We start from the raw sequence: 17,954 nt of genomic DNA on the forward strand, positions 1-17,954 counted from the left end.
GCAACCATAAGGAGAGCCCCCTGCGCAAGCAGGGGGCTCTCCTGCGGCTGTCAGGCTTCGTCCACAACGTCCGCCGGCTCCTTGTCCAGCCGCCAACCGCGCCACACCGGATGCCGAAGCCGTCCCGTCCCGGTCCATTCGCTGTACGTCACTTCACCCACCAGCTGAGGGGCTACCCAGTGCGCGTCCGCCGCATCCTCGCGGGGGACCTCCTGGAACGGGGAGGTTTTCCTGGCGAGGCGGTCCACGGTCTGACGGAGTTCCGTCAGCTCGCGGAAACTGAAACCGCTGCCCACCCGGCCCACGTAGCGCAGGTTGCGTCCCTCCGGGATGCCCACCAGCAGCGAGCCCACCGAGTCCTGGCGGGCGCCCTTGCCCGGCCGCCAGCCGCCCACCACCACCTCCTGGGTCTGGTCGAGCTTGAGCTTGATCCAGGTCCGCGTCCGTTGCCCGCTGACGTAGCGGCTGTCCGTGCGCTTCGCCATCACGCCCTCGAGGCCCAGTTCCTGCGCGCTTTCCAGGATGTGCTCCACCCGGTCTTCGAGCACAGTGGAAATATCCACCGGGCAGTCCGACGGGCTGAAGAACTCTTCCAGCCGGTGGCGCCGCTTGGCGAGGGGCAGCCTGCGAAGGTCCGTGCCGGCGTCGTACAAAAGGTCAAAAAGCATCAGCCGGACGGGGATGGCCTTGCGCGCTTTGGCGACGTCGCCGGGCCGGGTGAGCTTCATGCGCCCCTGAAGCAGCCCGAAGTCCGGCCTGCCTGAGGGCCCGACGGCGATGATCTCACCGTCCGCGACAAACGGCCGGGGCGGCCAGCAGCTCCGGTCCGTGAATTCGGGGTAGGTCTTGCTGACGTCGTTCCCGTTGCGGCTGAAGATCCGCACTGCATCCTCGTCCGCAACGAGGATGGCACGGACCCCGTCCCACTTGAGCTCGAACTGCCAGTTGCTGCCCTGCAGATCGGCTGTTGTCCCCGAGGTGGCCATCATGGGGCTGTAATCCTCGGGTGATGCCGAAGCGGCGGCTGAAGGCGATGCCGGAGGGGCTTCTTCAGCTTCGTCGTCCGGCCCTTGGGCATCCTCCCGCTCCTCTTCCTGCTCCGGCTTCACGCCGTCCGCCGCCTTCTCACCGACGGCCGCAGCCTCAACAGCTTCGTCCTCCGCTTCTTCCGGCCCTAGATCCCGCGCCGGCGCATGACGCTGCCGGCTGCTGGGATGGTCCTTGTCCATCAGGTGGATCAGCCACTGCCCTTCTGAGTCCTTGCCCTGCCCCCGGCCCGTATGGATCAGCGCGAACTTCCGGGTGCCGCCCAGGCCGCCACCCTCCGAACCGGTGAGCGTCACGATGACTTCCCTGCCATTGATCCACTTATGCAGTTCATAGGTGCCGGTGTCCCAGATGGTCATCTCACCGGCGCCATACTCCCCTTTGGGAATGGTGCCTTGGAAAGTGAGGTAGTCCAGCGGGTGGTCCTCCGTCTGGACGGCCAGGTGGTTTTTGCCGCCGGATTCCGGCACCCCCTTGGGCAGGGCCCAGGACACCAGGACGCCGTCATGCTCGAGGCGGAGGTCGAAGTGGAGCCGGCTGGCGTGGTGTTCCTGGATGACGAAGGCATCGCCGCTGCCGGCGGCGCCGGAGAAGGGCTCCGGTGTTTTCTGCGGGTCCCGCATGGAGCGGTACTTGCCCAGGCGGGGGTCGCCGTCGTGATGGTCGTTGCGTGCCTCGGAGTCCTGTCCGGCGGCGCTCACGACGGCGGCAAAGGGCTCCCTGCCTTCCTGCACCCTCCGCAGCACCTCCTGATAGTCCAGGTGGCGAAGGCCCGGAGCGCCGATTTCCTGCCAGGTCCGGGGCGCGGCAACCATCGGGGTGGGACGGCCACGCAGCGAGTAGGGCACGATGGTGGTTTTGGCCGCGTTGTTCTGGCTCCAGTCCACCAGCACCTTGCCCTTGCGCAGGGTCTTTTTCATGTCGCTGACGGCGAGGTCTGGGTGGTCGGCTTCCAAGGCGCGTGCCAGTTCGCGGGCAAAGGCCGAGATCTGATCGGAGGTCTGGCTCCGGTCCAGGGGTGCGTAGAGATGGATGCCTTTGCTGCCGCTGGTCACGGGGACGGGATCCAGGCCCACGTCCTCGAGGATTGAGCGGGCCAAGAGGGCCACTTCCACGCACTCTTCCAGGCCGGCGCCTTCGCCGGGATCCAGGTCCAGGACGAGCCGGTCCGGATTGAGCTGGTTGCCGTGGGAGTCCACCTGCCACTGGGGAACGTGGATTTCCAGCGAGTTGATCTGGCCGAACCAGGTGAGCGTAGCGGCGTCGTTGACCATCGGATAGTGGATGGTCCGGTCTTTGTGGGTAATGGCGGCGCGCGGCAGCCAGCCGGGAGCGGAGTCCTCCAGGTTCTTCTGGAAGAACACCTCGCCGGGGTTCCCTTCAGTACCGACGCCGCTAACCCACCGCTTCCTGGTGGCCGGCCTGTTGGCGGCAGCCGGGATCAGGACGTGTGCCACTGCCGCGTAGTAGGCGAGCACGTCTGCCTTGGTGGTGCCGGTCTCCGGGTAGATGACTTTGCCCAGGTTGGTGAGGGTCAATTCCCTGCCGGCAACCCGGACACGCTCCTTAGCCGCGGCCATGGGGCTTCACCTCCGGCGCTGCGTGATGTTGACTTAGGGAATGAGAGCCATCTGGAAAGGTGCCATCGCGTTCGGCCTGGTCAACGTGCCCGTGAAGGTCTACAGCGCAACCGAAGATCATGACATCAGTCTGCACCAGGTCCACAATGCCGACGGCGGGCGGATCCGCTACCAGCGCAGGTGCGAAGTGTGCAGCCAGGTCATCGATTATTCGGACATCGAGAAGGCCTACGAGGAGGACGGCCGGACGGTGATCCTGTCCAAGGACGAGCTCAAGGCCATTCCCGCCGAGAACAGCCACGAGATCGAAGTGGTGCAGTTCGTCCCGTCCGAGCAGCTTGAACCCATGATGTTCGAGAAGAGCTATTACCTGGAGCCGGACTCCAAGTCGCCCAAGGCCTATGTGCTGCTGCGCCGTGCGCTGGAGGACACGGACCGGGTGGCCATCGTCCAGTTCGCGCTGCGGGAGAAGACCCGGCTGGGCGCCCTGCGCATCAAGGACGACGTCCTGGTGCTCCAGTCCCTGCTCTGGCCTGATGAGGTGCGCGAAGCCAACTTTCCTTCCCTGGACGCCTCCATCAAGATCTCGCCGCAGGAACGGGACATGTCCGCGGCGCTGGTGGAGTCGATGGCGGCCGACTTTGATCCCGCGCACTTCACCGATGACTACCAGGTGCAGCTGCGCCAGCTCATTGAGGCCAAACTGGAGCAGGGCGACTCCCTGGATACCGAGGAAACCTTCGGCGTGGAAGCCGGTGAAGGCGGCAAGGGCGAAGTCATCGACCTGATGGAAGCGCTGAAACGCAGCCTGGACCGGAAACGCGGGGGTGGGGCTGATGCCGCTGCGGATGCGGGTGGCGGGGACTCGACTGACGAAGCCTCCGGTGACGACAAAGAGGCCGCCACGCCGGCGCGCAAGAGGGCCACTGCCGGCAAGTCCGCTGATTCCTCGTCGGGTGAGAGCAAGTCCGGCGCTGCGAAACCGGCGGCCGCGAAGACCGGTACAACGAAGACCAGTACAGCCAAGACGGGTACGGCAAAATCCACTGCAGCCAAGGCCGGCACAGCAAAGTCCACGGCGGATAAATCCACTGCGGCGAAGTCCACCCCGGCCAAGTCCACTGCCAAACCGGCCGCTAAAACCACCACGAGCAAGGCAACGGGCACCAGGGCGCGCAAGCCGGCGTGAGGGTCCGTGGCCGGCGGCGTCTGTTCCCGGGGTTAATGCCATGAATACGAAACTACTAAGCTTGCTTGCTTTTCGGTAGCCGGCGCTTCTGTACCACCTGCCTGCCTCTGTCGGTCTTGTGCAGCTGGCTCCCTTACAGCTGCTCTCTTTACAGCGGAGTTTGTCGAGTTCACAATGAGTCGCATCGCAGCCTCCGCTGTGGCCGCAGCGCGCTGTTCACTCACTGACGAACCATCACAGTAGAGAGGCACAGTCATGGATGACCAAACAGATGTCCTCGAGGCGGACCGGGCGCTCAAGCAGAAGCACCGTGCCATGTGGGCGTCAGGGGACTATCCTGCGCTCGCAAGCGAATTGCTTCCGGAGCTGGGGGCCGTCCTGGTGGAAGCCTGCGGCATCAACTCCCGGCAGAGGGTCCTCGACGTGGCCGCGGGGGCGGGCAATGCAGCAATTCCCGCCGCCATGATGGGTGCGAAGGTTGTGGCGAGCGACCTCACCCCGGAACTGTTCGACGCCGGCCGCCACCAGGCAGCGGACCGTGGCGTGGAGCTGGAATGGCAGGAAGGGGACGCGGAGGCGCTGCCTTTCGGCGACGACGAGTTCGATACCGTGATGTCCTGCCTCGGCGTGATGTTCGCGCCCCATCACCAGCCGGCAGCCGACGAGCTCCTGCGGGTGTGTAAGCCCGGAGGCACCATCGGACTTCTGAGCTGGACTCCTGAGGGGTTCATTGGCAGGATGTTCGCCACCCTCAAGCCGTTTGCCCCGCCGCCGCCACCGGGTGCCCAGCCGCCACCGCTGTGGGGGAGCGAGGACCACCTCCGCGAACTCTTCGGTGACAGGATCACCGAAACCAACGCCCGGAAAAAGACCTTGGGGGTCAACAGCTTCCACCAGCCGGAGGACTTTGTCCGTTACTTCAAGTCCCACTACGGACCCACCATCTCCGTCTACAAGTTCATCGCCGAGGACGGGGACAAGGTCAAGGAGTTGGATAAGGCGCTGACGGACCTGGCCGAGTCGTTTGGTGACGCCCATGGGGATACTCCGTTCCGTATGGAGTGGGAGTACCTGCTGTTTACCGCCAAAAAGGCCAAGGGTAATGCCGGGTGATTTCGTCGTCACGTCCTCGGTCACTGTAGAAGCACCGCCCGCCAGGGTGTGGGACGTCATCACGGACCCGGCCGCCGCCAGGGATTTTATGTTCGGCACCGAGCTCAGCACGGACTGGACTGTGGGCGGACCCATCACCTGGAGTGGCAGCTGGGAGGGCAAGGACTACCAGGACAAAGGGGTGGTCGTTGAGGTGGAGCCCGGCCGCAGGCTGGTCTACACGCACTTCAGCCCGCTGGGCGGCCAGGAAGACAAGCCGGAAAACTATCACACGCTGACCTGGACGCTTCAGGACCAGGGCGGCCGCACGCTGCTGGTGTTGTCGCAGGACAACAACGCCAGCGCGGAGGCTGCCGAGCACTCAAAGGGCATGTGGGACAAGCTGGTGGCTGACGTCAAGAGGCTCTCCGAGCGCGGCTGACCCGCCCCACGCAACTGGGTAGCGCTAAGTGTCGTTATGGGAGCCCATAACGACACTTAGGGCTACTTACTTGGGTAGGGGAGGGGCGTGATTAAACGCAACAGCCGCCGTCGGACTTCCCCCAGGGAGGGAAAGTCCGACGACGGCCGCGCTGCGTAACTACCTAAGCAGCTGTGCTGCTACTCGGCGTCGTGATCCGTTTCGAGGATCTGCACCAGGTGGTCAAGGGCGGTGTCAGCGCCGTCGCCTTCGGCCCGGAGGACTACAACGTCCCCGTGTGAGGCGCCCAGGCTCATGAGGGAGAGGATGCTGGCCGCATCCATGGCCTCATCGGCCGGTTCGCCTTCGCGGGCGATGGTGATGTCCAGGTCGTATTCTCCTGCTGCCTCGGCAAAGATGGCGGCGGGGCGGGCGTGCAGGCCCACGCGGCTGGCGACGGTTGCTGTGCGTTCTGGCATTTTTGCTCCTTTGTCTTCCGGGTGGCTGGCGTTCAGCGCCGGACAGGTAGTGGGTGAGGCAGGTTAGACCGTTGCTGGAACGGTCTCCACCGTAGCAGCGCTCTTGGGGGCTGCCCAACGCTTCAGTGCCACCACTGCCAGCGCGCTGACAATGGTTCCGGCGATGATCGAGATCACGAACATCAGCAGGTTGCCGATGGCAAAGAACACGAAGAGGCCGCCGTGGGGTGCCTGCGAGGTGACGTTGAAAGCCATGCAGAGTGCGCCGGTGAGCGCACCGCCCACCATGCTGGCGGGGATGACCCGCAGCGGGTCGGCTGCGGCGAACGGGATGGCACCTTCGGAGATGAAGGACGCACCCAGCAGCCAGGCGGCCTTGCCGTTTTCGCGCTCGGCCAGGCTGAAGAGCTTCTTGTCCAGAACCGTGGCCAGGGCCATCGCCAGCGGCGGGACCATTCCGGCGGCCATCACGGTTGCCATGATCTGCCACGGCGCCTGGTTGTCGGCGCTGCCGGCGCTCAGGCCGGCGACGGCAAAGGCGTAAGCCACCTTGTTGACCGGACCGCCCAGGTCGAAGCACATCATCAGGCCGAGGATGATTCCCAGGACGACGGCGGACGCGCCGGTCATGCCCGAGAGCCACCCGTTGAGGGCCAGCGTGAGGCCTGCGATGGGGCCGCCGAGGACCAGGAACATCAGGCCGGAGGCAAAGATGGAAGCGAGCAGCGGGATGATCACCACGGGCATCAGGCCGCGGAGCCACCGCGGAACCTGCCAGGTCCCGATCAGGTGGGCCATGTAGCCGGCGAGCAGGCCGCCGACGATGCCGCCGAGGAAGCCGGCGCCCATGAACCCGGAGACTGCACCGGCAACGAAACCGGGTGCAATGCCTGGCCGGTCGGCAATTGCGTAGGCGATGTAGCCGGCGAGTGCAGGGACCAGGAATCCCATGGACAGCGCGCCGATCTTGAACAGCACTGCGCCGAGGTAAGTGGTCAGGCCGCCCTCAGGCAGGTTGCCGAAGTTGTTCTCTACAACCACCTTGTCCGCAACCGTGGTGATGTCGTAGCCACCCAGCAGGAAGCCGAGGGCGATCAGCAGGCCGCCGCCGGCGACGAACGGAATCATGTAGCTCACGCCGGTCAGCAGGGCACGCTTCAGCTTCTGGCCGATGTGCTCGCCCTTTTCCTCGGCGTCGTGCTCGGCCTGTTCCTCGGCACCGAAGTGCGGGACACGGCGGGCGTTGGGGTTGTCCGCAGCGGCCAGGGCTTCCTGGACCATTTTGGCGGGCTCATCAATGCCGCGCTTGACCGGAGCGTTGATGACGGGCTTGCCGGCGAAGCGCTCCTTGCCGCGCACGTCCACGTCCACCGCGAAGATGACGGCATCGGCCGCGGCGATGACGGCGGGATCCAGCGGCTTGGCGCCGGAGGAACCCTGGGTTTCCACCTGCAGGTCCACGCCGGCTTCCTGGGCCGCGGCCACGAGGGAATCCGCAGCCATGTAGGTGTGGGCGATGCCGGTGGGGCACGCCGTCACGGCCACAAGGCGCCTGGGTCCCGAGGCGGCGCGGCCGTCTGAAGCGGCGCCTGCCACTGCGGAGGCTCCGGACTGCCCGGAAGCGTTCAGGGTACCGCCCGCAGCAGCAGCGGCACCTGCCGGGGCTGCAGCCGCATGGGCCGCGGGCTTGTCTGCCAGCGCGCCGTCCACCAGGTCCACGATCTCCTCGCGGGAGGAGGCGTTCCGCAGGGCTGCGGTGAAGTCCTTTTTGATCAGGGACCGGGCGAGCTTGGACAGCAGCTTAAGGTGCGCCTGGTCCGCGCCGTCCGGGGCTGCGATGAAGAAGATCAGGTCCGCCGGGCCGTCCTTGGCGCCGAAGTCCACCTTGGGGTTGAGGCGGGCCATGGCCAGGGTTGGTTCCGTTACTGCGGCGGAGCGGCAGTGGGGAATGGCGATGCCGCCCGGGATGCCCGTGGCGGTCTTCTGCTCGCGGGCATAGGCGTCGGCGAAGAGGCCTTCAACTTCTGTTGCGCGTCCGGCGGCAGCTACCTTGCTTGCCAGGTGCCGGATCACCGCCTCGGGCGCGTTGCCCAGGTTCTGGTCGAGCTCGACCAGTTCCGTGGTGATGAGCTGAGTCACTGTCAATCCTTTCGAAGGGCCGTGATGGTTACGGCATCCGGGGTGGTTTGGTGAACTGCCGGAACTGTGGAACCGGGCAGGGAGGCGGCTGCGGCACCGTGGGCCACAGCCTGACGAAGGCAATCGGCCGGGGCGGCGCCCTGGCCGTGGGCGAGCAGGTAGCCGGCCAGGGCGGAATCGCCCGCACCGACTGTACTGACCGCGGTGACCGGCGGATGCGTGGCCAGCCACGCGCCGCCGGCCGTTACCAGGACAGCTCCCTTTGATCCGAGAGTTGCCAGCACAGCACCCACACCGGAACGTACGACGGCGGTGGCTGCTGCTGCGGCAGCAGCCGGGTCCGCTTCCAGTTCGTCAGCGGTGGCCGGGGAAGCGAAGCCGGCTGCAGCAGCCAGTTCCGCCAGTTCTTCGGCGTTGGGTTTAAGGAGGTCCGGTTTTCCCGAGCCATTGCCGGCCCCGTCGCTGGAGACGGCGGCGGCCAGCGGGGCCCCGGAGGAGTCGACGGCGATCTGTGGAGCATTTCCGTTCCCCGCAGAGCGGATCCGGCGGGCCACAGTGGCGTAAAAGTCGGCCGGGAATCCCGGGGGAAGCGAACCGGCCAGGACCACCCAGCTGGCACCGCGGGAACTCTCGAGCAGCAGCTTCATCAGGGCTTCCTGCTGGTCAGCGTCAAGCAGCGGTCCGGGCTCGTTGATCTTGGTGGTGACTCCGCCGGGCTCGGTGAGCGCAACATTGGTGCGGAGCGGCTCATTGATAGGGAGGGAAACGAAGGGGACGCCGCTTTCGCGCAGGCCGGCCAGGACGGGATCGCTGTCCGCGCCGGGCAGGACGGCCACGGACTCCAGGCCGGAGGCCACCAGGGCGCGGGAGACATTAACGCCCTTGCCGCCCGATTCCTGGCTGACGGAGACAGCGCGCTGCACTTCGCCGCGTTGCAGGGGCCCGGGCAGGGCTACCGTGCGGTCCAGGCTGGGGTTGGCTGTGAAGGTGACGATCATGCGATCACCACGTCTACGCCGGCTTCTTCCAGGGCGGCTGCAAGGTCCGGGCCGGGTTCGCTGTCTGTAATCAAGGTGTCCAGGTCTTTCAGGGAGGCGAACTGGACCAGGGTTTCCGTGTCCAGCTTGGAGGAGTCGGCCAGCACCACAATGCTGCGGGCCGAACGGACAAAAGCTGCCTTGACGGCCGCTTCTTCGGGATCGGGAGTGCTGAGCCCGAATTGTGGGTGGATGCCGTTGGTGCCGATGAAGGCAATATCCGGCCGAAGCCTGCCGGCGGCGTCGACTGTTGCCTGGCCCACGGCAACCTGGGTGATGCCGCGTACCCGGCCGCCCAGGATCTCCAGGGCGATGCCGGGAACGCTCGAAAGCTTGCCGGCAATGGGAACCGCGTGGGTAATGGCAACCAGTTCCGCCCGGGGTGCTCCGCCGTCGAAAGGCTCGACGGCGGTGCGCCGCGAGAGCAGGTCCGCCAGTACTTCCGTGGTGGTGCCGCCGTCGATGAGGACGCTGCCCCGGGAATTGCGGGGGATGAGCGCCAGCGCAGCCTCGGCGATCCGGATCTTCTGGTCGGGCCGCTGGATGGCCCGTTCGTTGACGCTTTCTTCGGTGGTGCTGAAGCGGTCTGCCGCCACGGCCCCGCCATGCACGCGCCGGACGGTGCCGGCGTTCTCGAGGGTGGCGAGGTCCCGCCTGACGGTTTCGGTGGTGATGCGGAAGCGCTCGGCCAGGAGGGTCACGCTGACCCGGCCGGTGCCGGCTACAAGCTCGGCGATCTTTTGCTGGCGCTCCTCGGCAAACACATACCCTCCGTTGCGTAAAGCCTGATCCTGCGGCTGTTGATGGTGCTGCTTCTGATGCTGAGACGCCCGCTGCTGCGTGACTGGCATCACATGATGTTGAGTTACTTGACTTTATCTTTGCTTGTGTTGGTTTGTCAATGGAAATCCACATGAAACAAAGTTGGGGCAGGTTTGATCCTTGCGAGGGGCGGTGGACCGTGGCAGGGCCGTGGTCTGGCGCCTTCAAGGAAGTACGACTCAGCGAAAAAGAAAACCGGGCCGGACCACAGTGGGGTCCGGCCCGGCTTGGCGGGTCATGGCGATTCTTCTGCGCCGTTACAGCCTGCCGTCGCGGCTTTCGTTCCGGGTAATGCGCTCTCCGGTGTTGGGGTCCACGACGGAGCGGCTTTCGCTGATGCGCCTGCTGCGGCCCGGGGACGCGAGGATGAGTGAGGCGATGAGGCCGATCACGCCGACGGCCATCAGGATGTAGCCAACCAGGACCTGGTCAACGAAGGGGATGAGGCCTGGAGCGACCGCCCACGCGAGGATGGCGCCGAGGGCGATGAGGAAGATGGAGGATCCGATTCTCATGACTGCTCCTTGTTGTGGCTGGTGGGCGCGTTCTGAGCCCATTGACGGTTGCTAAGCATGCTTCCCGTTAAGCGTCACGCTACAGCCCGGAGTTGTCGTATTCAATGACCGTCTCAGGACATTCGGTGGCGGTGGGACGTGGGGCGCTTGTGGCTGATGTGTTTTTTGGTTCCCGTTCCTGTTGTGGCTGTAGGGTGCGGCACGGCTTCAAGTGCTTCCCGATCTGCCTCGTTAGGCTGATTCGATGGAAACAGTTGTGTGGTCAAAGCCGGAGGACGAGCGGGCGGGAACTCCGTTGCTGGTGATGATGCACGGTTACGGCACTGATGAGTCGCGCATGGTCCGCCTTTTTGAGTACCTGCCGCCAGAATTCACCTGCGCGGCGCTGCGGGCCCCCATGCCCATCGGTGACCACTTCGGCTGGTTCCTGCTGGACTACTTCCTGGCCAATGACTTTGCAGACGTCATCAAAGCCTCCAGCGCCGTCCAGGCCTGGATTAAGAGCGTCAAGGGCCAGCACAGCAGCGTCAGCCTGCTGGGGTACTCGCAGGGCATGGCAATGGCCAGCACGCTGCTGCGCCTGCACCCCAAGGATTACGTCGCAGTTGTGGGGCTTTCCGGTTTTGTGCTCGAAAATGAGTTGCTCTCCCTGACGGAGTCCTTTGATACCAAGCCGCCGTTCTTTTGGGGGCGGGACAAGGCTGACCTGGTCATCAACGAAGACGCGATTGCGTATACGGAGGAGTGGCTCCAGGAAAACACCCTCCTGACTGCCAGGACCTACCCGGGGATGGGACATGCTATGTCCAAAACCGAGATGGTGGACGTGAGTGCCTTCCTGCGCCATTACGTGTTGAAGCCCAATGGAGCTTTGAAGGCGTAGGCGCCCCGGGCCATCTTGGGTGAGAAGTCCGTCACAGGAAGGATGGCGCGTAAAAACAGTTGCCAGCCAAATTTGTAAGCGCTTACACTCATCTTCGGCCGTTGTTGCGGCCCTGAACTGGGCGGACAAGGAGATCAGTGCGGTGCGGACGTTTTACTGCGGGCCGATACGGCATGGCGCCCTTGCCTTCGCGGTCGCTGCCCCGTCCTTCACGGGCTTGTCTGGTGGCGGGCAACACGTCCATGATGGTATTAACGATCAGCAAGGCTGCGGCAACCCTCAGCCTGCGCGCCGGCCATTGACTGCCGCGCCTGCGGATCGTCCGGGCATCGAGGCCTCCACACTCCCACAGCATCCCGTCCTCGAGGCTGCCCGCCGTCCTGAAAGGACAACCCACCGCTCATGACTGAAAACACGGCTACCGAACACGCCACCGCCGAGCTCTCGGCCTGGACCGGCGCCTCTGCCATCCTTTTCGATCTGGACGGGGTGCTGACCCCCACAGCCACCGTCCACGAGCGGGCGTGGCAGGAGCTGTTCGAAGGCTACCTCGCGTCCCAGCCGCAGGTGGCCGGCTACAGCGAAAGCGACTACTTCGACCACATTGACGGTAAGCCGCGCTTCGACGGCGTCCGGGACTTCCTGGCTTCGCGCGGGATCGTGCTTCCGGAAGGCCCCACGGACGACGACCCCGCCAACATTACGGTCCAGGGCCTGGGCAACCGGAAGAACCGGATTTTCAATGACATCGTCAGTGCCGGCGTCGAGCCCTTCGAGGGCTCCGTGCGGTTCCTTGAAGCCGCGCTGGAACGCGGACTGAAGGTCGCCGTCGTCTCTTCCTCCCGCAATGCTCCCGCTGTTTTGGCGGCCGCAGGCCTCAGCAGCCACTTCCCCGTGGTCGTGGACGGAGTGGTGGCAGCCAGGGAAGGCCTGCCGGGAAAACCGAGCCCCGCCACCTACGATTACGCAGCCCGGCTGCTGGACCTGCCCAGCGAGGAATGCGTGGTTGTTGAGGACGCAGTCTCCGGTGTCCAGGCCGGAAGCGCCGGCTCATTCCACTCCGTGGTTGGTGTGGACCGCGGCGCCGGACGGCAGACACTTCTCGACGCCGGGGCCACCATGGTGGTGAACGAGCTCGACGAGCTCCTCTAGCCGCACCGTACCGGCTGGCGTCCCCCATCGCGCCGCCGGAACACAACGAATCACTTAAGCAAGCAGTAAGAAGTAAGCAGCACCCCCAGCTGCCACAATCATCATCGGCACGCCCAGCCGGCCAACCGGCAGCACCGCCACTCGCACAAGGACCCCAACATCATGGCTCTGATCTCCGCGGACCGCGAAAGGTTCCCCAACACACCCTGGCAGCTCGTGGAAACACGCCACGAACAGGGCAACGAAGGGACGCTGGAAACCCTCTTTGCCCTGGGCAACGGGCACTTGGGGATCCGCGGTGCCCACTGGGCGGCAGCCGACTCCGACCTGCCGGGCAGCTTCATCAATGGCCTGCACGAAATCTGGGACATCAAGCACGCCGAAAACGCGTTCGGCTTCGCCCGCACCGGCCAGCGCATCCTGTACATCCCGGACGCCAACAACTTCAACGTCGTCATTGACGGCGAACCCCTGAGCCTGGCCGAATCCGAGGTGCTGGACTACCGGCGGTCCGTTGACTTCTCCAACGGCGTCTACGAATGCCGGATCACCTGGCAGTGCCGTTCCGGCGCCACCGTCACCACCACCGAACGACGCGCCGTCGGATTCGCTTCCCGGGGCACCCTCGGCATCTCGCTGGAAGTTGCAACGGACCGTGATATCTCCGTGGACGTCACGTCGTCAGTGGTCAACCGCCAGGACCAGCCGGTGGAAGACCACTCCGTCCACGATCCGCGCCGGGCGGGCCGCCACGCCGGACGCGTGCTGCTGCCCCTGCGCCTCGACGGTGCTGACGGATCCCTCCGGTTGGCCTGGGAGGCCGCCGAATCCAAGCGACGGATCGGCGTCGCGGTGGACCACTGGACCTCAGCAGGGCATCAGCCCTTTGACACGCTCGTGGACCAGGACGACAGCAGCGTGCGCTATGTCCTGGCAGTGGGCGCCGATGAGCCTTTCCGCCTCGAGAAGAGCGTCAGCTACTCGGCGGGCGCCGCTGTCCAGGACCCGTCGACTGACCCGGCGGCGGTGGCAGAAGGAAACCTGCGTTCCGTCCGTGACATATTCGCCGAAAGCGAAGCGCACTACAGCGGTTACTGGGCCACGTCGGACATCGTGGTGGCCGGCCAGCCCGAATTGCAGCAGGCCATCAGGTGGAACCTGTTCCAGCTTGCCCAGGCAACGGCCCGCGCGGACGTTGCCGGGATCCCGGCGAAGGGCGTCACGGGTTCAGGGTACGAGGGCCATTACTTCTGGGACCAGGAGGTCTACCTCCTGCCGTATCTGACCTACACCAATCCGGACGGGGCCCGCCAGGTCCTGGAGTTCCGCCACGGCATCCTTCCCGAGGCCAAGATCCGCGCCAAGGAACTCAGCGTGGACGGGGCGCTGTTCCCGTGGCGCACCATCAACGGACTGGAAGCCAGCGCCTACTATGCAGCCGGTACCGCCCAGTTCCACATTGCAGCGGCCATCGCCTTTGCCACCAACCGGTACGTCTGGGCTACGGGGGACACCGCGTTCCGCGACGGAATGGGTGCGGAACTGCTCATCGAGACCGCTCGCATGTGGATCTCGCTGGGCTTCTTCGGCAAGGACGGGCTCTTCCATATCCACGGCGTCACCGGGCCGGACGAATACACGGCCGTGGTCAACGACAACCTCTATACAAACGTCATGGCGCGGTTCAACCTGCGTGCTGCCGCTGCCCTGGAACATGCCGGCATCAGCCAGGAGGAGCGGCAGCTGTGGGAGGCGGCCGCGAACCGTATGCAGTTGCCGTTCGACGAGCGCATGCAGGTCCACTCCCAGGACAACGACTTCATGACCCTCGAACCCTGGGACTGGACCACGCCCCGGTCCAAGTACCCCCTGCTGCTGCATTTCCACCCGCTGGTCATCTACCGCCACCAGGTCCTGAAACAGGCGGACACCGTCCTGGCAATGTTCCTGCAGTGGCAGGATTTCTCCGCGGAGGAAAAACAGCGGGCCTTCGACTTCTACGATCCGCTGACAACGGGCGATTCAACGCTGTCCGCGTGCGTCCAGGGCATCATGGCGGCCGAGGTGGGATACTCCCGCGAAGCGCTTGAGCACTTCACGAACGCCGTGTTCATCGACCTCGACGATACGCACGGGAACACCATCGACGGTGTCCATATCGCCTCCACCGGCGGCGTGTGGAGCTCCCTGGTGTGCGGGTTCGCCGGCCTGAGGGACCAGGGCCCGGTCCCGTACTTCGATCCCCGGCTCCCCGCGGAATGGGAAGGTTTGGCGTTCCACCTCAAGATCCGTGGCCGCCTGCTGCTGGTTGAGCTCACCGCCGGTGCCATCACCCTGACTGTCAAGGAAGGCGATGCCCTGGAGGTGGACGTCCGCGGCCAGGTACTCATCGTGGGCGCGGAGCCCGTCCGGGCAGCACTTGAACCCGTGCCGGAACCTGAACCTACGGTGTTCCCCAGCGGGCATCCGACGGCGAGCATCCCGGTGGTGCGCGCCAACCATTGACCCCGCGGGCTCCCCGGAGGCAGGGGCCGCCTGCGGACCGCCCCTGCCCGCAGCCCGTTCGGCAGCCTAATCTCCGGCCGCGTAGTCTCCGGCCGCCGTCGAACGTTCCGCAACAGGAGCCCTGTCCAGCGGGTGGGCCAGTTCGTCGTCGGGCATGCGTGCCACCATCATGGCGATAACCGCCATGACGGGGCAGACGAGGCCGGCCACCAGGAAGATCAGCCAGATGGGCAGGACCTCCGCGGCCGGCCCGGCCAGGGCCATGGACACGGGCATGAGGGCGAGCGACACAAAAAAGTCCAGGCTGGAAACGCGGCCCAGAAGGTGGGGCGGGACGCGCCGCTGGAGCAGGGTCCCCCAGATGACCATGCCCACGCTGCCGGTCACGCCCCAGATGAACAAGGCAGCCGCGAGGATCCAGAAGCTGTCCATGATCCCGACGGCGGCCACCGGCAAACTGCCCGCGCCCCAGGACACCATCATCACCGTGAGGTAGCGCCGGGGCAGCGTCAATGATGCCGTGACCAGCGAACCCAAGGCTGCGCCCACGCCCATCACGGCGAGGAGGAAGCCGAACATGCGCGAATCACCGCCCAGCTGGTCACGCACCACAAACGGCAGCAGCACCTCGATGGGGCCTATCAGGAACAGGACCGAGATGCATGCCCACACCAGGGTCCACAGCAGCCACGGGGTACGCAGCGTGTAGCTGACACCCTCGCGCAGGTCCTGAAGGAAGGACGACCTGCCCCTTTCGGCTCCCGCAGTCGGGGAACCGTCCTCGGCCCCGTTGACGGGCGCGTCCAGCGAGTGCCGGCCCAGGAAGTTCAGGACAACGAAGGCCGAAAGGTGGCAGAAGGCCACCGCCGTCACGGCATGCGACGGCGAGAGGGCGGCCACCACAACGCCCGCAACGGCAGGACCTGCGGCCTGTTGGAGCACCGGCCGCATGGAACCCTCCACGCCGTTCGCTGCGAGCAGGTCTTCCGGCGGGAGGATACGCGGCAGGATGGCCGAATACGCGGGGAAGAAGAAAGCCGCTCCGACGCCCAGCACGAAGGCGCCTCCAGCCAGGTGCCAGAGTTGCAGCCAGCCGGCAATGGCCAGCCCGCTGATGGCGGCGATGACGGCGAGATTCGCTCCCTCCACGGCGATGATCAGGCGGCGCTGCGGAACCCTGTCGGCAGCGATCCCGCCGGCCAGGAGAAAAGCCACCAGGCCCACACTTCCGGCTGCAGCCACAAAGGACAACTCCAGCGGCCCGCCGCCCAGATGGATCACCTGGTAAACCATCGCGACGGCCCACATCCCGGAACCGAAAATAGAGATGGCCAGCGCCGAAATCAGTACCCGGTACTCACGATGGGCAAAGGGCCGCAAGGCTTTGGGGGCGGGCATAGGGTAAGTCTAGGCTTTGGCCGGATGCCCCGGACAGCCGGGCAGATACTCCAGATGCGGAGCCTGTCCGGGGTGCGGTGGCCTAGTGTTAAGCAACCTTAGTATTAGGAAAGGCCGCGACCATCGCGGCCGGCGAGACCAACAGAGGTGACCATGGCCAAGCGCAGCAATCCCGCAGTACGAATCGCACACGAAACGGCCCATAACGCCGTCTTCGACGCCGACGGCAACCCGAAGCCGGGCGTCCACAACATGCTCCTCCGGGCGGTGGAAATCCAGCGACCGCTGGTCCTGGCCTACATCCGGCGGCTGCAGCGCAAGCACCCGCGTGCCACCGCCGCCCAGTTGGCGGACATCATCGAACGCGACTACCTCCGCGCCGTCACAGGTGGCGGTGCAGTGGTTGGCGCCACCGCCGTCGTTCCCGGCGTCGGTACCGTGGCGTCCCTCGGCCTCTCCGCCGCCGCGACCGTGGGATTCCTGGAAGCAACGGCCCTTTACGCCACGTCACTGGCCGAACTGCACGGCATCCGCCTCACCAACCCGGAAAAAGCAAGCACGATGGTCATGGCCCTCATGCTGGGCGAGGAAGGCACCGCACTGCTCGGGACGCTCAGCGGCCAGGCGGCGGGCAACGGCGTTAACGCCACCAAGGCCTGGGGCAACGTCCTGTCAAAGTCGATGCCCGTGCCCGGCTTTGGCTCCGTCCGGACCCGGATCCAGAAAGCCTTCCTCAAGAACCTCCTCAAACGCCAGGGCACGGCGCTGTTCGGCCGGGCGCTGCCGTTCGGCATCGGCGCAGTAGTGGGCGGAGCCGGTAACCTCATGATGGGCCGTGCGGTGGTGTCCAACGCGAAGGAAGCGTTTGGTCCCATGCCGGAGACCATCCCCGGCGAGCTCAACGCAGCCGCACCGGACAACCTGACGCTGGAAGGCAACAACCTTGGATCTCAACGCTGACCTTGGCGAATCATTCGGCTCCTGGAACATGGGGGACGACGCCTCGATGTTCCGGCTGGTCACCAGCGCCAACGTGGCCTGCGGCTTCCACGCCGGGGACCCCATCACCATGCTGGGCAGCTGCCGGGCGGCCTATGAGCTGGACGTGACCGTTGGCGCCCACGTGGGCTACCGCGACCTCGCCGGGTTCGGCCGCCGCTCGCTGGACATGTCCTTTGACGAGTTGTTCGGCGACGTGCTGTACCAGCTCGGCGCGCTCGACGGCGTCGCCCACGCGGTGGGTGCCTCCGTTGACTACGTCAAGCCGCATGGCGCGCTGTACAACCGGCTGGTCCACGACGCGGACCAGGCCTCCGCGGTGGTGGCCGCCGTGAACTCCTACGATCCCGGCCTGCCCATCCTTGGCCTCCCCAACTCGGAGCTCCTCAAGCAGGCCCAGGAAACCGGCCACCCGGTCTTCATCGAAGCATTTGTGGACCGCGCCTACCTGCCTGACGGGACACTGGTGCCGCGCTCGCAGGAGGGCGCCGTCCTGCATGATGTCGACTCGATCGTCGAGCGTGCCGTGCGCATGGCCACCAACGGCGAAGTGGTTGCCCTTGACGGCACCGTGCTGCAGGTACGGCCGGATTCGCTGTGCATCCACGGCGACACCCCGGGGGCGGTTGAGATGGCGGCACGCGTCCGGGCAGGCCTTGAGGCTGCCGGTGTGGAGCTGGAGTCTTTCGCGTAGGT

Annotated in this window: 15 protein-coding genes; 8 read left to right on the forward strand and 7 right to left on the reverse strand. The window is 65.7% G+C overall.

Annotated elements, in window-relative coordinates:
• Nucleotides 1-50 precede the first annotated feature (50 nt).
• On the reverse strand, nucleotides 51-2,627 hold the full coding sequence (locus M1D93_RS02885; protein WP_461173695.1) for an ATP-dependent DNA ligase: 2,577 nt from the start codon (nucleotides 2,625-2,627) through the stop codon (nucleotides 51-53).
• A gap of 40 nt (nucleotides 2,628-2,667) precedes the next feature.
• On the opposite strand from M1D93_RS02885, the gene ku reads away from it, so the two are divergent.
• The 3 genes from ku (at nucleotide 2,668) to M1D93_RS02900 (ending at nucleotide 5,350) form a co-directional block, all read left to right on the forward strand.
• Nucleotides 2,668-3,816 carry a non-homologous end joining protein Ku gene (ku, locus tag M1D93_RS02890; RefSeq protein WP_461173696.1) on the forward strand — a complete coding sequence of 383 codons (1,149 nt, stop codon included), beginning with the start codon at nucleotides 2,668-2,670 and terminating at the stop codon, nucleotides 3,814-3,816.
• Between the two features lie 255 nt (nucleotides 3,817-4,071).
• Nucleotides 4,072-4,929 carry a class I SAM-dependent methyltransferase gene (locus M1D93_RS02895; protein WP_461173697.1) on the forward strand — a complete coding sequence of 286 codons (858 nt, stop codon included), beginning with the start codon at nucleotides 4,072-4,074 and terminating at the stop codon, nucleotides 4,927-4,929.
• Nucleotides 4,919-5,350, forward strand: coding sequence for an SRPBCC family protein (locus M1D93_RS02900; protein WP_461173698.1), 432 nt, complete (start codon nucleotides 4,919-4,921; stop codon nucleotides 5,348-5,350). The genes M1D93_RS02895 and M1D93_RS02900 overlap by 11 nt, the downstream gene beginning before the upstream one ends.
• A 179-nt stretch (nucleotides 5,351-5,529) precedes the next feature.
• Here the strand turns inward: M1D93_RS02900 and M1D93_RS02905 are convergent, their stop codons facing one another.
• The 5 genes from M1D93_RS02905 to M1D93_RS02925 form a co-directional block, all read right to left on the reverse strand.
• Nucleotides 5,530-5,808, reverse strand: coding sequence for an HPr family phosphocarrier protein (locus M1D93_RS02905; RefSeq protein ID WP_013599585.1), 279 nt, complete (start codon nucleotides 5,806-5,808; stop codon nucleotides 5,530-5,532).
• A 63-nt stretch (nucleotides 5,809-5,871) separates the two neighbouring features.
• Entirely contained in the window at nucleotides 5,872-7,947 is a 2,076-nt protein-coding gene (locus M1D93_RS02910; protein WP_461173699.1) for a PTS fructose transporter subunit IIABC, read from the reverse strand.
• 2 nt (nucleotides 7,948-7,949) lie between these two features.
• Nucleotides 7,950-8,945: a 1-phosphofructokinase family hexose kinase gene (locus M1D93_RS02915; RefSeq protein ID WP_461173700.1), complete on the reverse strand. Its 996-nt coding sequence runs from the start codon at nucleotides 8,943-8,945 to the stop codon at nucleotides 7,950-7,952.
• Nucleotides 8,942-9,748: a DeoR/GlpR family DNA-binding transcription regulator gene (locus M1D93_RS02920; protein WP_461173701.1), complete on the reverse strand. Its 807-nt coding sequence runs from the start codon at nucleotides 9,746-9,748 to the stop codon at nucleotides 8,942-8,944. Before M1D93_RS02920 ends, M1D93_RS02915 begins: the two co-directional genes overlap by 4 nt.
• 315 nt (nucleotides 9,749-10,063) lie before the next feature.
• On the reverse strand, nucleotides 10,064-10,321 hold the full coding sequence (locus M1D93_RS02925) for a DUF6458 family protein (RefSeq protein ID WP_458780808.1): 258 nt from the start codon (nucleotides 10,319-10,321) through the stop codon (nucleotides 10,064-10,066).
• A 244-nt stretch (nucleotides 10,322-10,565) separates the two neighbouring features.
• Between M1D93_RS02925 and M1D93_RS02930 the strand changes: the two genes are divergently transcribed.
• The 3 genes from M1D93_RS02930 to M1D93_RS02940 all read left to right on the forward strand — a co-directional run bounded on the left by M1D93_RS02930 (nucleotide 10,566) and on the right by M1D93_RS02940 (nucleotide 14,861).
• The gene (locus M1D93_RS02930) at nucleotides 10,566-11,204 is read left to right on the forward strand and encodes an alpha/beta hydrolase (protein ID WP_461173702.1); all 639 of its coding nucleotides are present in this window, start codon (nucleotides 10,566-10,568) and stop codon (nucleotides 11,202-11,204) included.
• A 402-nt stretch (nucleotides 11,205-11,606) separates the two neighbouring features.
• Entirely contained in the window at nucleotides 11,607-12,356 is a 750-nt protein-coding gene (locus M1D93_RS02935; protein ID WP_461173703.1) for an HAD family hydrolase, read from the forward strand.
• Nucleotides 12,357-12,518: 162 nt separating this feature from the next.
• Nucleotides 12,519-14,861: a glycoside hydrolase family 65 protein gene (locus M1D93_RS02940; protein ID WP_461173704.1), complete on the forward strand. Its 2,343-nt coding sequence runs from the start codon at nucleotides 12,519-12,521 to the stop codon at nucleotides 14,859-14,861.
• A 66-nt stretch (nucleotides 14,862-14,927) separates the two neighbouring features.
• On the opposite strand, the gene M1D93_RS02945 is transcribed toward M1D93_RS02940, so the two are convergent.
• Nucleotides 14,928-16,259, reverse strand: a complete 1,332-nt coding sequence (locus M1D93_RS02945; protein ID WP_461173705.1) for an MFS transporter — start codon at nucleotides 16,257-16,259, stop codon at nucleotides 14,928-14,930.
• Between the two features lie 153 nt (nucleotides 16,260-16,412).
• Here M1D93_RS02945 and M1D93_RS02950 point away from each other — a divergent pair, with 153 nt between their 5' ends.
• Both M1D93_RS02950 and M1D93_RS02955 read left to right on the forward strand, forming a co-directional pair.
• The gene (locus M1D93_RS02950) at nucleotides 16,413-17,219 is read left to right on the forward strand and encodes a hypothetical protein (RefSeq protein ID WP_461173706.1); all 807 of its coding nucleotides are present in this window, start codon (nucleotides 16,413-16,415) and stop codon (nucleotides 17,217-17,219) included.
• A complete protein-coding gene (locus M1D93_RS02955) occupies nucleotides 17,203-17,952 on the forward strand; it encodes a LamB/YcsF family protein (protein WP_461173707.1) in 750 nt (249 codons plus the stop codon). Before M1D93_RS02950 ends, M1D93_RS02955 begins: the two co-directional genes overlap by 17 nt.
• Nucleotides 17,953-17,954 lie beyond the last annotated feature (2 nt).

This window comes from Arthrobacter sp. Z1-9, assembly GCF_054792695.1.